Consider the following 13,568-nt stretch of genomic DNA (forward strand, 5'->3'; position numbering starts at 1 on the left):
GCGGGATTCGGCTGCCGGAGCCCGACCGGGCCGCCTTCGTGATCGTAGAGGCGGGCGAGGTGGCCGTTGGCTCCGGGATGCCGAACGGCTTTTGGCGGTGGACTTGCGGTGGTAATGCCGGAACGAGTTGCACTCGTTTCGTTGCCGTCATTCCATCATGGCAGGCAAGCGCGCGGCAAGCGTATCGATGAGCAGACGCAGCTTCGGCGGCATGTACTGGGTTTTCGGCCAGACGGCATAGGTGCCGTAGGACAGCGCCGGCGCGTCGGTGAGGATCCGCACCAGCGAGCCGGAGGCGATGCGATTGCCGACGAGCCAGCACGGCAGCCAGGCGATGCCGAAGCCGTCAGCCGCCGCATCGGCGATCGACGTCAGGTCGTCGAGCCGCAGCCGCGCCGGCGGTGTGATGGTCCGCACCTGACCGGCCTTTACCGGAAAGGACCAGGCGAGCGGCTGCCCGCTGCGCCGATAGAGGATCGCCTGATGCGACATCAGGTCATCGATCGTTTTGGGCGTGCCGTTTGCTTCAAGATAGGCCGGAGCGGCGCACACGGTCATGCTCTGGTCGGCAAGCTTGCGCATCATCAATTCCGGTTCGCCAGGCAGTGGACCGGTGCGGATGGCAAGATCGAACCCGTCCTCGACAAGGTCGACGTTGCGATCGCTGAAGTTGAGGTCGAATTCCAGGCGCGGATGCAGCCGCAGCAGTTCCGACAGCAGCGGCATGATGCATTGGCGGCCGAAATGCACGGGCATCGACAGGCGCAGACGGCCCTGGATCTCCTGTTTTCCGGATTCCAGCAGCGCCTCGCCGGCCCGGATCTCGCTGAGCGCCCTCAGGCAGTTTTCATAGAACAGTTGGCCCTCGTCGGTGAGGCTCTGCGTCCGGGTGGTGCGATGAAACAGGCGAACGCCCAGCCTCTGTTCCAGCTTGGCAACGGTCTTGCCGACCGCCGAACGCGACAGGTTGAGCCTTTCGGCGGCGGCAGAAAACCCGCCGGCGTCGGCCGCTTCCACGAACACCGAGACCCCATTCAGGTAACTCATCTTTGTATCCTCTATGGAGCCAATATGGCGAAATCTTATCGCAACTGGAGAGATAATTTCAACGCTATGATTTCTTCATCAAATCAAACCGATGAAAGGAAAGACCATGGCAAGACTGATGAAGGCGTGGACCATCGACTCGTTCGGCGCTTCGAACCTGAAGGTCACCGAGCGGCGCGTTCCTGAGGCAGGTCCCGGCGAGGTGCTGGTTCGCACGACCGCCCTGTCGCTCAACTACCGCGACAAGCTGGTGCTCGAAAGCGGCATGGGCATGCCGCTCGCCTTCCCCTTCGTGCCGGGATCCGACATGGCCGGTGTGGTCGAGGCGGTCGGCCGGGGGGTGACCCGCTTCCAGCCCGGCGATCGCGTGATTTCCGTCTTTGATCCCACCTGGATCGACGGTCAGAAACCGGGGACTGCCCGCCATCCGACCTCGTTTGCGCTTGGCGGCCTCAACCCGGGCGTTGCTTCCGAATATGTCGCCTTCCCGGAAGATTGGTTCGTGAAGGCACCCGAGAGCCTCGACGATGGCGAGGCGAGCACCTTGCCCTGCGCCGGGGTGACCGCCTGGTTCGCGCTGGTCGAGAAGGGTCACCTGAAGGCCGGCGATCGCGTCGTGGTGCAGGGGACCGGCGGTGTTTCACTGTTCGGCCTGCAGATCGCCAAGGCCCATGGGGCCGAAGTCATCGTGACCTCGGCCAGTCAGGAGAAGCTCGAGCGCGCCCTCGCTCTCGGCGCCGACCATGGCATTGATCGCGTGAAAGAGGACTGGGCAGAGCGTGTTCTTGGGATCACCGCCGATCACGGCGCCGACCACATCCTCGAGCTTGCCGGCGGCGCCAATCTCGGCAAGTCGCTGCAGGCGGTGGCCGTGCAGGGGCGGATCTCGGTGATCGGCGTGCTCGAAGGCGGCGAGATCTCGGCGCCGGCACCGTTCGTGCTGCTGAAGTCGCCGGTCATTCAGGGCATCGGCGTCGGCCATCGCCGGGCGTTGGAGGATCTGGTCGGCGCCATCGACCGGACGGGCATCAAGCCGGTCATCGATGCCCGCTACCGGTTCGCAGAGTTGCGCGAGGCGCTGGCGCATCTCGACCGTGGGCCGTTCGGAAAGGTGGTCGTCGAGTTCTGACCTCGCAACGGAATACGCCGCCGGATTTTTAGGTCCGGCGGCGCTCGATTGGTTGGACCGAGACCTTACTCGGCCGCCTGGCGGGCCATCGGGTTGTTCGGGTGGGTCGTCCAGTTGGCGTAGTTCGGATCAACCGGCTTGCCGGTGCGCTGGTCGATCGTGCCGGCCGGCAGCTCTTCCATGGTGATGCAGTTCTCGACGGGACAGACGTTGACGCAGAGATTGCAGCCGACGCACTCGTCCTCCATCACCTCGAAGTGGCGCACGCCGTTGACGAACTGGGTGATTGCCTGGTGCGAGGTGTCCTCGCAGGCGATGTGGCAGCGACCGCACTTGATGCAGGCATCCTGGTCGATCTTCGCCTTGGCGACGTAGTTGAGGTTCAGATACTGCCAGTCGGTGACATTCGGAACCGCACGACCGGTGATGTCGTCGAGCGTGCGGTGGCCCTTGGCATCCATCCAGTCGGAGAGGCCGGAGATCATCTCCTGGACGATCTTGAAGCCGTAGGTCATGGCGGCGGTGCAGACCTGGACGTTGCCGGCGCCAAGCACCAGGAATTCGGCCGCGTCGCGCCAGGTGGTGACCCCGCCGATGCCCGAGATCGGCAGGCCGTAGGTTTCCGGATCGCGGGCGATCTCGGCGACCATGTTGAGCGCGATCGGCTTCACCGCCGGGCCGCAATAGCCGCCGTGGGTTCCCTTGCCGCCGACCGTCGGGTTCGGGGCGAAGTTGTCGAGATCGACGGAGACGATCGAGTTGATCGTGTTGATCAGCGACACGGCGTCGGTTCCACCCGCCTTGGCGGCACGTGCGGGCTTGCGGATGTCAGTGATGTTCGGCGTCAGCTTGGTGATGACGGGCATGCGGGTGTACTGCTTGCACCAGCGCACGACCATCTCGATGTACTCTGGCACCTGTCCGACCGCCGAGCCCATGCCGCGCTCGGACATGCCGTGCGGACAGCCGAAGTTGAGTTCGATGCCGTCGGCGCCGGTTTCCTCGACGAGCGGCAGGATCGCCTTCCATGCCTCTTCCTCACAGGGCACCATGATCGAGGCGATCAGTGCCCGGTCCGGCCAGTTCATTTTCACCTGCTTCATCTCGCGCAGGTTCACATAGAGGTCGCGGTCGGTGATGAGCTCGATGTTGTTCAAGCCCAGCAGCCGGCGGTCGGCGCCCCAGATCGCGCCGTAGCGCGGTCCGTTGACGTTGACGACGGGCGGTCCTTCCTCGCCGAGCGTCTTCCAGACGACGCCGCCCCAGCCCGCCTTGAAGGCGCGCTCGACGTTATAGGCCTTGTCCGTGGGCGGGGCGGATGCCAGCCAGAACGGGTTCGGGGATTTGATGCCGACGAAGTTGTTGCGAAGATCAGCCATTGGTTTCTCCTCCCGATCCTTAGGCAACTGCGCTCGCGCGCGGCGCGGCCGCGGCGAAGACCCGGTTGATCGATTCAGCGGCATCGCGGCCCATGGCAACGGCCGAGACCGTCAGGTCTTCGCCGCCCAGCACGCAGTCGCCGCCGGCCCAGACGTTGTCGATCGAGGTTCGCCCTTCGGCATCAGTGACGATACGGCCGCCTTCGAGCTTCAGGGCGCCGAGGCCGCTTCCGAGGAAGCTCTGGCCGATCGCCTTGAAGATCTGGTCGGCGGCAATGATACCGGTTTCGCCCGTCGCCGTCAGCTTTCCGTCTTCGAGCGTCGTGTACTCCAGCTCGATGCCGGCGACCTTGCCGTCCTTCTCGGCAATGCGCTTCGGCTGCAGCCAGTGGCGGATGGTGACGCCCTTGGAGGCGGCCAGATCCTGCTCGAACTCGGAAGCGTTCATGTGCTCCTTGCCGCGACGATAGCAGATCGTCACCTCTTCGGCGCCGAGCAGTTTCGCCTGGACCGCCGCGTCGATCGCGGTCATGCCGCCGCCGAGAACGACGACGCGGCGGCCGACCGGGATATCGGCCTTGGTCTTCGACTGGCGAAGGGCCGCGATGAAATCGACGGCGTCCTCGACGCCCTCCGCATTTTCGCCTTCGAGGCGCAGCGCGTTGACGCCGGCAAGGCCGAGACCGAGGAAGACGGCGTCATATTGTTCCTGAAGTTCGGCGAGGGTGAAATCGCGGCCGAGTGCCTGGCCATTGCGCACCTCGATGCCGCCGATCGACAGCACGTAGTCGACTTCCTTCTGGGCGAAGTCGTCGACCGACTTGTAGGCGGCAATGCCGTATTCATTGAGGCCACCCGATTTCGGGCGGGCGTCGTAGATCACGACGTCGTGGCCCTTGACGGCGAGCCGATGGGCGGCCGCAAGGCCTGCCGGGCCGGCGCCGATGACGGCGACCTTGCGGCCGGAGGAGGCGGCGCGGGTGTAGAACTGCTTGTTCTCCTTCATCGCCACGTCGGTCGCATAGCGCTGCAGGCGGCCGATCTCGACCGGGCGCTCCTCGGCGGTGTTGCGAACGCATGCCTGTTCGCAGAGCGTTTCGGTGGGACAGACGCGGGCGCACATGCCGCCCAGGATGTTCTGGTCGAAGATCGTCTTGGCGGAGCCGATCGGGTTGCCCGTCGATATCTGCCGAATGAACAGCGGGATATCGATGGAGGTGGGACAGGCTGTCATGCACGGTGCATCATGACAGAAGTAACAGCGGTCGGAAGCGACGAGGGCCTCGTGCTTGTCGAGCGGCGGATGGAGGTCGGAGAAATTGCTCTCGTACTCCCCGAGCGGCAGGCGGCCGCCGAGGATCCCAGATTGTGTCGTTCCCATTTTTGGCTCCCAATGTTTTCTCAGGATGATGGAACGGTAACACGCTTTATTTTTTTATCAAACGGTAAAATTTTGAGGTCGAACGGGCTCAAATCCCTTGAGATCAGGGCGTTTGAGGAGGCTCGCCGGCCGGTTGTTCCGACGCTTTGTTTGACAGGGTGGGGCAAATAGTGGCAGCAAATCAAGGGGGAAGGAGAACAAGGATATGGCGCGCAGGGGCGAGGCGAACAACAGGCTGGATGATGCTGCCCGCGCGGGCTGGCTGTACTATGTTGCCGGCCGCACCCAGGACGAGATCGCCGCGATCATGGGGATTTCGCGCCAGTCGGCGCAGCGGCTCGTTTCGCTGGCAATGGCGGAGCGCTTGATCAAGGTCAGGCTCGATCACCCGATCGCCGCCTGCCTGGAAGCGGCCGCGGGCCTGCGGGACAAATACGGGCTGAAACAGGTGGAGGTGGTGCCAAGCGACCCCGGCTCGACCTCGACGACCGTCGGCATCGCCGAGGCGGGCGCCGCCGAAATCGAGCGCTGGCTGAAATCGCCGGAGCCGCAGGTGCTGGCAATCGGCACCGGCCGCACATTGAAGGCAGCCGTCGACCAGTTGCCGCCGATGGAATGTCCGCAGCACCGCATCGTGTCGCTCACCGGCAATATCGGCCTCGACGGTTCGGCCGCCTATTACAACGTCATTTTCAGCATGGCCGATGCGGTCAAGGCGCGGCATTTTCCGATGCCGCTGCCGGTTCTTGCCTCCTCGCCGGAGGAGCGGGAAGTACTGCACAGCCAGAGCCTGGTGCAGGTGGCGCTGAGGCTCGGGGCAGAAGCCAATGTCGCCTTCGTCGGCGTCGGCGAACTCGGCCCGGATGCACCGCTCTGCCAGGATGGGTTCCTGGCGCAGGACGAAATGGCTGAGCTCACCAAGGCTGGCGCTGCCGGCGAGATCTGCGGCTGGATGTTCGACCATGACGGCGTATTGCTTTCGGGAAGCTTCAACGAGCGCGTCGCGTCGGTGCCGCTTCCATCGCGGGACAAGGCGTCGGTCATCGGCCTCGCCAAGGGGCGGCGCAAATACGAAGCGCTGAGAGCGGCCGTGAAAGGCGGAATCATCAACGGCCTCATCACCGATGAGGCGACGGCGAGCTATCTACTCAACGCCTGATCGCAATACGAAACGTTTGAAAAGGCCGGCCGATGCGCCGGCCTTTCGCTTTTGCGTAAAGAAAAAATCGGCAATCAAAACAGCCCTCTAATGTTTCTGTGTGCGACGCAGCAACGATTGCGCATTGACATTTTGCCACGAGAGGTGAGTAATTGCTCACGAGCGAGGCAAATGCTCAAATCTTCTGGGAGGAAGTCGATGAACTTGAAAACTTTCCTGCTGGGCACGTGCTCGGCAGTCGCGCTGTCGGGTCTGGCCCAAGCAGAAACCCTGACGATCGCGACCGTGAACAACGGCGACATGATCCGGATGCAGAAGCTGACGGAGGATTTCACGTCCAAGAATCCGGACATTCAACTCGAGTGGGTAACGCTCGAGGAAAACGTGCTGCGCCAACGCGTGACGACCGATATCGCCACCAAGGGCGGCCAGTACGACATCATGACGATCGGCACCTATGAAGTGCCGATCTGGGCGAAACAGGGCTGGCTGCTGCCGCTCGAAAATCTCGGCGCCGACTACGATGTCGACGATCTCCTGCCGGCGATCCGCTCCGGTCTCACCATCGACGGCAAGCTCTATGCCGCGCCGTTCTACGGCGAAAGTTCGATGGTGATGTATCGCAAGGACCTGTTCGAGAAGGCGGGGCTGACGATGCCCGACGCGCCGACCTGGGACTTCATCGCGGACGCCGCGCGCAAGATCACCGACAAAGGCAACGAGGTCTACGGCATCTGCCTGCGCGGCAAGGCAGGCTGGGGCGAGAACATGGCCTTCCTGACGGCGACCGCGAACGCCTTCGGCGCCCGCTGGTTCGACGAGAACTGGAAGCCGCAGTTCGACCAGCCGGAATGGAAGAACGCGCTCGACTTCTACGTCAAGCTGATGAACGACGCTGGCCCGCCCGGCGCTTCCTCCAACGGCTTCAACGAGAACCTGTCGCTGTTCCAGACCGGCAAGTGCGGGATGTGGATCGATGCGACGGTGGCCGCGTCCTTCGTCACCAACCCGAAGGAATCGACGGTTGCCGACAAGGTCGGCTTCGCGCTCGCTCCGGACACTGGGCTCGGCAAGCGCGGCAACTGGCTCTGGGCCTGGAACCTCGCAATCCCCGCAGGCTCGCAGAAGGCCGCTTCGGCCGAGAAGTTCATCGCCTGGGCAACCGGCAAGGACTATCTGAAGCTGGTCGCTGAAAAGGAAGGCTGGGCAAACGTTCCTCCGGGCACGCGCACCTCGCTCTACGCAAACCCCGAGTACCAGAAGGCGGCGCCGTTCGCGAAGATGACGCTTGACTCGATCAACGCGGCTGACCCGAAGAACCCGGCTGTGAAGCCCGTTCCCTATGTCGGCGTGCAGTTCGTGGCGATCCCGGAATTCCAGGGTCTCGGCACGGCGGTCGGCCAGCAGTTCTCGGCAGCGCTTGCCGGGCAGATGAGCGTCGACCAGGCGCTTGCCAGTGCCCAGCAGCTCACCGAGCGTGAGATGACGAAGGCCGGCTACATCAAATAGGGCTCCCAAGGGCCCGGGGTGCTGGCCGCAAATGGCCGGCGCCCCGGTAATTCTCCTTCAGGTCTGTGCCTGGAGGCAGGCGCCTGACAAGCCCGCGCCTGGTCCGAGCTCTCGAAACAGCGTTGAATTCCATCATTGGGGGACGCCATGGCGACCTTGCACACCCGCTCCGCCGCGCGGCTGATGATCGCGCCCTCGGTGCTTCTGCTTCTGGCCTGGATGATCGTTCCCCTGGCCTTGACCATCTATTTCTCGTTCCTGCGCTACAATCTGTTGATGCCGGGAATGGAAGAGTTCGCCGGCTTCTCGAACTACAGCTACTTCCTCACCGATCCCGCCTTCTTCCAGGCGATTTTCAACACGCTCGCGATCGTGCTCGGCGTGCTGTTCATCACCGTGATCGGCGGCATCGCGCTGGCGCTGCTGCTCGACCAGCCGATGTTCGGGCAGGGGATCGTGCGCATCCTTGTCATCGCACCCTTCCTGATCATGCCGACGGTGGCGGCGCTCGTCTGGAAGAACATGTTCATGAACCCGGTCAATGGGCTCTTTGCCTGGGTTGCCAAGCTTTTCGGGCTGCAGCCATTCGACTTCCTCGCCAACGCGCCGCTGCTGTCGGTGATCCTCATCGTCGCCTGGCAATGGCTGCCCTTTGCGACGCTGATCCTGCTGACGGCGCTGCAGTCGCTCGACGAGGAGCAGAAGGAAGCGGCGCAGATGGACGGCGCCGGCGCCTGGAGCCGTTTCATCTATCTGGTGCTGCCGCATCTTTCCCGCGCGATCACGGTCGTCATCCTCATCCAGACGATCTTCCTGCTTTCGGTCTTCGCCGAGATCCTGGTGACCACCAATGGCGGGCCGGGCACGCAGAGCACCAACCTGACATTCCTTGTCTATGCGCAGGCACTGTTGCAGTTCGACGTGGGCGGTGCCTCCGCCGGCGGCATCATCGCAGTCATCCTCGCCAACATCGTCGCATTCTTCCTGATGCGCATGATCGGCAAGACGCTGGAGGCTTGAGAACCATGGCACGCAACGTCTCAACCCGACGCAAGGTGGTCGTCACGGTCGTGGCCTGGACGATCGGGATCCTGATCTTCTTCCCGATCCTCTGGACGTTCCTGACGAGTTTCAAGAGCGAGGCCGAAGCGATCGCTTCGCCGCCGTCCTTGCTGTTCTTCGACTGGACGACGGAAAATTACTTCGAGGTGCAGAGCCGCTCGAATTATTTCCGCCACTTCATGAACTCGGTCGTCGTCTCCTTCGGGTCGACGCTGATCGGCCTCGTCATCGCCATTCCGTCCGCCTGGGCGATGGCGTTCTCGCCGACCAAGCGCACCAAGGACGTCCTGATGTGGATGCTCTCCACCAAGATGATGCCGTCGGTCGGCGTGCTGGTGCCGATGTATCTGATGTTCCGCAACACCGGCCTGCTCGACACCCGCACCGGCTTGGTGATCGTGCTGACGCTGATCAACCTGCCGATCATCATCTGGATGCTCTACACCTACTTCAAGGAGATTCCGGGCGAGATCCTGGAGGCCGCGCGCATGGACGGCGCCTCGCTCTCCAAGGAGATCATCTACGTGCTGACGCCGATGGCGATTCCAGGCATCGCCTCGACGCTGCTACTCAACATCATCCTCGCCTGGAACGAGGCGTTCTGGACGCTGAACCTCAGCGCCGCGAAAGCCGCGCCGCTGACGGCCTTCATCGCCTCCTATTCGAGCCCCGAAGGCCTGTTCTACGCCAAGCTCTCGGCCGCCTCGACCATGGCGATCGCCCCCATCCTCATACTCGGCTGGTTCTCGCAGAAGCAGCTCGTACGCGGCCTCACCTTCGGCGCGGTCAAATAAGGGATACGACAATGGGAAGCATTACACTCAGCAAGGTTTCGAAGGTTTTCGGCGCCCATGCCGTCATCCCCTCGATCGACCTCGACATCAACAATGGCGAGTTCGTCGTCTTCGTCGGGCCGTCCGGATGCGGAAAGTCGACGCTGCTCAGGCTGATCGCCGGCCTGGAAGACGTCAGTGACGGCGACATCGTCATCGACGGCAAAAACGCCACCGAACTGCCGCCGGCCCAGAGGGGTCTCTCGATGGTGTTCCAGTCCTATGCGCTCTATCCGCATATGAGCGTGCGCTCGAATATCGCCTTTCCCCTGAAGATGGCGGGCGAGGACAAGGCCGTCATCGACAAGAAGGTGGCGGATGCCGCCCGCGTGCTCAACCTCACTGATTATCTCGACCGCAAGCCGCGCCAGCTTTCCGGCGGCCAGCGCCAGCGTGTCGCGATCGGCCGGGCGATCGTGCGCCAGCCGAAGGCCTTTCTGTTCGACGAGCCGCTGTCGAACCTCGATGCGGCGCTGCGCGTCAACATGCGGCTGGAAATCAGCCAACTGCACCAGGATCTGAAGACGACGATGATCTACGTCACCCACGACCAGGTGGAGGCCATGACCATGGCCGACAAGATCGTGGTGCTGAATCGCGGTCGCATCGAACAGGTCGGTTCGCCGCTCGAGCTCTATCACAAGCCGGACAACCTGTTCGTCGCCGGCTTCATCGGCTCGCCGCGCATGAACTTCGTAAACGGTGCCGCAGCGGCCGCCCATCAGGCGCACACGATGGGCATCCGCCCCGAACACCTGGCGCTTTCCAAGGACAGCGGCGCCTGGCAGGGCACGGTCGGTGTTGCCGAACACCTCGGCTCCGATACGTTCCTGCATGTCAATGTCGACGGCATCGGCACGGTGACGGCGCGGGTCAGCGGCGATTTCGCCGTGACCCATGGCGATCGCGTGTTCCTGACGCCGGATCCGCAGCGCGTCCACAGATTCGACGACAAGGGGCTGGCAATCCGATGAGACGGCTCGAAGGAAAGAGCGCGCTGATCACCGGGTCTGCGCGGGGGATCGGCCGTGCCTTCGCCGAGGCCTATGTCCGCGAAGGTGCGACGGTCGCGATCGCCGACATCAACATCGATCGGGCGCGGCAGACGGCCTTCGAGATCGGTGCGGGCGCTTACGCGGTCGAGATGGACGTGACACAGCAGGCATCGATCGATGCGGCGATCGCAGCGGTCGTCAGCCAAACCGGCGGGCTCGACATCCTCGTCAACAATGCCGCACTCTTCGACCTCGCGCCGATCGTCGAGATCACCCGCGAAAGCTATGACCGGCTGTTTTCGATCAATGTCGCCGGCACCTTGTTCACCCTGCAGGCGGCGGCAAAGCAGATGATCGCGCAAGGCCGGGGCGGCAAGATCATCAACATGGCGAGCCAGGCGGGACGCCGCGGCGAAGCGCTGGTCGCGATCTATTGCGCCACGAAGGCGGCGGTCATCAGCCTTACCCAGTCGGCCGGACTCAACCTCATCAAGCATCGCATCAACGTCAACGCGATCGCGCCCGGCGTGGTCGATGGCGAACATTGGGACGGCGTCGACGCGCTGTTTGCCAAATACGAGAACCGTCCACTCGGCGAAAAGAAGCGGCTCGTCGGCGAGGAAGTGCCCTTCGGCCGCATGGGAACGGCCGAGGACCTGACGGGAATGGCGATCTTCCTGGCGTCTTCGGAAAGCGACTACGTCGTCTCGCAGACCTACAACGTCGACGGCGGCAACTGGATGAGCTGAGCCTGTGCACGCAGGCAAGGCCTCGAAAGGATACGAGACCATGACGACCAAACTCTCACTTGCCGCCCTCGACACGATCAAGGCCAAGGCCGGCGTGCCGAACTACGACCGGTCGCAACTGACGGCGGGTATCGTGCATTTCGGCGTCGGCAACTTCCACAGGGCGCACCAGGCCGTCTATCTCGATGATCTCTTCAATGCCGGACACGATCTGGACTGGGCCATCATCGGTGCCGGGGTTCTTCCTTCCGATGCAACGATGCGCGCCAAGCTTGCGGCGCAGGATTTCCTGACGACCGTGGTGGAGCAGGACAACAACCGCACCGGGGCTCATGTCACCGGCGCGATGATCGACTATCTCGAGCCCGGCGACATCCGGGCGATCGTTGCGAAGCTCACCGATCCGGCGATCCGCATCGTGTCGCTGACCATCACCGAAGGCGGCTATTTCATCGATCCGGCCTCGGGCGTGTTCAACCCGACCCATCCATCCATCGTTGCCGACGCGCAGAATCCGGCGGCCCCGAAGACGGTGTTCGGGCTGATCGTTGCCGGGCTGAAAGCGCGCAGGGACAAGAACGTTCCGCCCTTCACCGTGATGTCCTGCGACAATATTCCGGGCAATGGCGAGGTCACGCATGCGGCGGTCGCGGGGCTCGCTCGGCTCTTCGACCCGGCCTTTGCCGATTGGATCGACGCCAATGTCGCTTTCCCGAACGGCATGGTGGACCGGATCACGCCGGCGACCGGCGCACGCGAGATCGGCATCGTCGCCGACGAATACGGCATCGAGGATGCCTGGCCGGTGTTCTGCGAGGAATTCAAGCAATGGGTGCTGGAGGATCATTTCCCGCTCGGCCGCCCGGCGCTGGAGAAGGTGGGCGTCCAGTTCGTGCCTGACGTGGCGCCCTACGAGCACATGAAGATCCGCATCCTCAACGGCGGTCATGCGGCGATCGCCTATCCAGCCGCCTTGCTCGATATCCATTTCGTGCATGAGGCGATGGAGGAACCGCTGATCCGCGCCTTCCTTGCCAAGCTCGAACATGACGAGATCATCCCTGTCATCCCGCCGGTGCCGAACACCGATCTCGGTGACTATTACAGGCTGATCGAGACACGCTTCTCCAATCCGAAGATCGGCGACACGATCCCGCGCCTGGCGCAGGACGGCTCGAACCGGCAGCCGAAATTCATCCTGCCCTCCACCGCCGACCGGCTGGAGCGCGGCGAGGATGTCGTCGGCCTCTCGCTCGTTTCGGCGCTGTGGTGCCGCTATTTCGCCGGCACGTCGGATAGCGGCAAGGCGATCGTCTTCAATGACCAGAGTGCCGACCGGCTGAACAAGGCGGCGCTTGCCGCCAAGGACGATCCGATGGCCTTCCTGGCGCTCGGCGACATCTTCGGCGATGTCGCGCGCTCCGATCTCTTCCGCCGCCGCTTCGCTCATGCATTGAAAACGCTCTGGGAAAAGGGTACGCGCGCTACGCTCCAGCTTTATCTGGACAACAAGCTTACCGCATAATTCCTTGGATCGGATTTGATGCAGGGATGAATTATGCGCCAATTCAAAGCGTTACGGCGACCTTGCGTGGTGCGCGTCGCTGTAAGGGGTAGGGGTGTTATGGCGGATGCGGCGTCCGGGCTGGTGATCTTCGATTGCGACGGGGTGCTCGTCGATAGCGAGCCGATCTCGCTGGAAGTGCTGGTGGACGTCCTCTCGGCCGCCGGTGTTTCGATGACAACCGAGGAGGCGACGGAACGCTTTCTCGGGCGCAGCCTGAAAAGCATGTCGGCGATCCTGCACGACGAATACGGACTCGCCACCGACGACGCGTTCCTCGAGCGCATGCGCCTTCGTCTCTACGATCGCTTTCGTTCGGAACTGCAGCCAATTGCAGGCATTCGCGAAGCGGTCGAGGGGCTCGAGGGCGCGTGCTGTGTCGCCTCGTCCAGCCAGCCGGAACGCATCCGCCTGTCGCTGACCGTCACCGGCCTCATCGACCTCTTCGAGCCCAACATCTTTTCCGCCACCATGGTCAAACATGGCAAGCCGGCGCCTGATCTCTTCCTGCATGCGAGCCGCGAAATGGGTTTCGCGCCCAAGGATTGCGTCGTCGTCGAGGACAGTCCGGCGGGCATCGAAGCGGCGAAGGCGGCGGGCATGCGGGTCTTCGCCTTTGCCGGCGGCAGCCACGCGCGCACGGACAAGCATCGGCAAAGTCTCTCCGACCTCAGCCCCGACGTGCTGTTTGACGACATGGGCGAATTGTTACAGTTTGTCGGCCGATAGCAGGGACGGAACTACAGCGCCGCGCGTTCTAT

12 protein-coding genes are annotated in these 13,568 nt (G+C 63.2%); 9 read left to right on the plus strand and 3 right to left on the minus strand.

The window, feature by feature from the left end:
- Positions 1 to 147 precede the first annotated feature (147 nt).
- Complete coding sequence (locus tag AC0C6X_RS18520) at positions 148 to 1,047, minus strand: LysR family transcriptional regulator (RefSeq protein ID WP_173517577.1); 900 nt, start codon at positions 1,045 to 1,047, stop codon at positions 148 to 150.
- A gap of 106 nt (positions 1,048 to 1,153) precedes the next feature.
- On the opposite strand from AC0C6X_RS18520, the gene AC0C6X_RS18525 reads away from it, so the two are divergent.
- Positions 1,154 to 2,176, plus strand: coding sequence for a zinc-dependent alcohol dehydrogenase family protein (locus AC0C6X_RS18525; RefSeq protein ID WP_247958644.1), 1,023 nt, complete (start codon positions 1,154 to 1,156; stop codon positions 2,174 to 2,176).
- 65 nt (positions 2,177 to 2,241) lie between these two features.
- Here AC0C6X_RS18525 and preA read toward each other — a convergent pair whose 3' ends face one another.
- On the minus strand, positions 2,242 to 3,555 hold the full coding sequence (gene preA, locus AC0C6X_RS18530; RefSeq protein WP_247958643.1) for an NAD-dependent dihydropyrimidine dehydrogenase subunit PreA: 1,314 nt from the start codon (positions 3,553 to 3,555) through the stop codon (positions 2,242 to 2,244).
- Positions 3,556 to 3,574: 19 nt separating this feature from the next.
- The gene (locus tag AC0C6X_RS18535) at positions 3,575 to 4,936 is read right to left on the minus strand and encodes an NAD(P)-dependent oxidoreductase (protein WP_472954531.1); all 1,362 of its coding nucleotides are present in this window, start codon (positions 4,934 to 4,936) and stop codon (positions 3,575 to 3,577) included.
- Positions 4,937 to 5,141: 205 nt separating this feature from the next.
- On the opposite strand from AC0C6X_RS18535, the gene AC0C6X_RS18540 reads away from it, so the two are divergent.
- The 8 genes from AC0C6X_RS18540 (at position 5,142) to AC0C6X_RS18575 (ending at position 13,536) form a co-directional block, all read left to right on the plus strand.
- Positions 5,142 to 6,095, plus strand: a complete 954-nt coding sequence (locus AC0C6X_RS18540; RefSeq protein WP_247958641.1) for a sugar-binding transcriptional regulator — start codon at positions 5,142 to 5,144, stop codon at positions 6,093 to 6,095.
- A 198-nt stretch (positions 6,096 to 6,293) separates the two neighbouring features.
- Positions 6,294 to 7,604: an ABC transporter substrate-binding protein gene (locus AC0C6X_RS18545; RefSeq protein ID WP_173517572.1), complete on the plus strand. Its 1,311-nt coding sequence runs from the start codon at positions 6,294 to 6,296 to the stop codon at positions 7,602 to 7,604.
- A 147-nt stretch (positions 7,605 to 7,751) separates the two neighbouring features.
- Positions 7,752 to 8,624 carry a carbohydrate ABC transporter permease gene (locus AC0C6X_RS18550; RefSeq protein ID WP_173517571.1) on the plus strand — a complete coding sequence of 291 codons (873 nt, stop codon included), beginning with the start codon at positions 7,752 to 7,754 and terminating at the stop codon, positions 8,622 to 8,624.
- A 5-nt stretch (positions 8,625 to 8,629) separates the two neighbouring features.
- Complete coding sequence (locus tag AC0C6X_RS18555) at positions 8,630 to 9,460, plus strand: carbohydrate ABC transporter permease (RefSeq protein ID WP_173517570.1); 831 nt, start codon at positions 8,630 to 8,632, stop codon at positions 9,458 to 9,460.
- 11 nt (positions 9,461 to 9,471) lie between these two features.
- Entirely contained in the window at positions 9,472 to 10,473 is a 1,002-nt protein-coding gene (locus AC0C6X_RS18560; RefSeq protein ID WP_173517569.1) for an ABC transporter ATP-binding protein, read from the plus strand.
- Complete coding sequence (locus AC0C6X_RS18565) at positions 10,470 to 11,243, plus strand: L-iditol 2-dehydrogenase (RefSeq protein WP_472954534.1); 774 nt, start codon at positions 10,470 to 10,472, stop codon at positions 11,241 to 11,243. The genes AC0C6X_RS18560 and AC0C6X_RS18565 overlap by 4 nt, the downstream gene beginning before the upstream one ends.
- Positions 11,244 to 11,283: 40 nt before the next feature.
- Positions 11,284 to 12,768 carry a mannitol dehydrogenase family protein gene (locus AC0C6X_RS18570; protein ID WP_472954535.1) on the plus strand — a complete coding sequence of 495 codons (1,485 nt, stop codon included), beginning with the start codon at positions 11,284 to 11,286 and terminating at the stop codon, positions 12,766 to 12,768.
- Between the two features lie 99 nt (positions 12,769 to 12,867).
- Positions 12,868 to 13,536 carry an HAD family hydrolase gene (locus AC0C6X_RS18575; RefSeq protein ID WP_247958638.1) on the plus strand — a complete coding sequence of 223 codons (669 nt, stop codon included), beginning with the start codon at positions 12,868 to 12,870 and terminating at the stop codon, positions 13,534 to 13,536.
- The last annotated feature ends 32 nt before the right edge of the window (positions 13,537 to 13,568 follow it).

This window comes from Ensifer sp. VA4 (assembly GCF_055710065.1).

Bases quoted from the DNA above. Each gene is read 5' to 3' on its own strand.
- AC0C6X_RS18520 (WP_173517577.1), bottom strand. From the start codon at position 1,047: ATGAGTTACCTGAATGGGGTCTCGGTGTTCGTGGAAGCGGCCGACGCC.
- AC0C6X_RS18525 (WP_247958644.1), top strand. From the start codon at position 1,154: ATGGCAAGACTGATGAAGGCGTGGACCATCGACTCGTTCGGCGCTTCG.
- preA (WP_247958643.1), bottom strand. From the start codon at position 3,555: ATGGCTGATCTTCGCAACAACTTCGTCGGCATCAAATCCCCGAACCCG.
- AC0C6X_RS18535 (WP_472954531.1), bottom strand. From the start codon at position 4,936: ATGGGAACGACACAATCTGGGATCCTCGGCGGCCGCCTGCCGCTCGGG.
- AC0C6X_RS18540 (WP_247958641.1), top strand. From the start codon at position 5,142: ATGGCGCGCAGGGGCGAGGCGAACAACAGGCTGGATGATGCTGCCCGC.
- AC0C6X_RS18545 (WP_173517572.1), top strand. From the start codon at position 6,294: ATGAACTTGAAAACTTTCCTGCTGGGCACGTGCTCGGCAGTCGCGCTG.
- AC0C6X_RS18550 (WP_173517571.1), top strand. From the start codon at position 7,752: ATGGCGACCTTGCACACCCGCTCCGCCGCGCGGCTGATGATCGCGCCC.
- AC0C6X_RS18555 (WP_173517570.1), top strand. From the start codon at position 8,630: ATGGCACGCAACGTCTCAACCCGACGCAAGGTGGTCGTCACGGTCGTG.
- AC0C6X_RS18560 (WP_173517569.1), top strand. From the start codon at position 9,472: ATGGGAAGCATTACACTCAGCAAGGTTTCGAAGGTTTTCGGCGCCCAT.
- AC0C6X_RS18565 (WP_472954534.1), top strand. From the start codon at position 10,470: ATGAGACGGCTCGAAGGAAAGAGCGCGCTGATCACCGGGTCTGCGCGG.
- AC0C6X_RS18570 (WP_472954535.1), top strand. From the start codon at position 11,284: ATGACGACCAAACTCTCACTTGCCGCCCTCGACACGATCAAGGCCAAG.
- AC0C6X_RS18575 (WP_247958638.1), top strand. From the start codon at position 12,868: ATGGCGGATGCGGCGTCCGGGCTGGTGATCTTCGATTGCGACGGGGTG.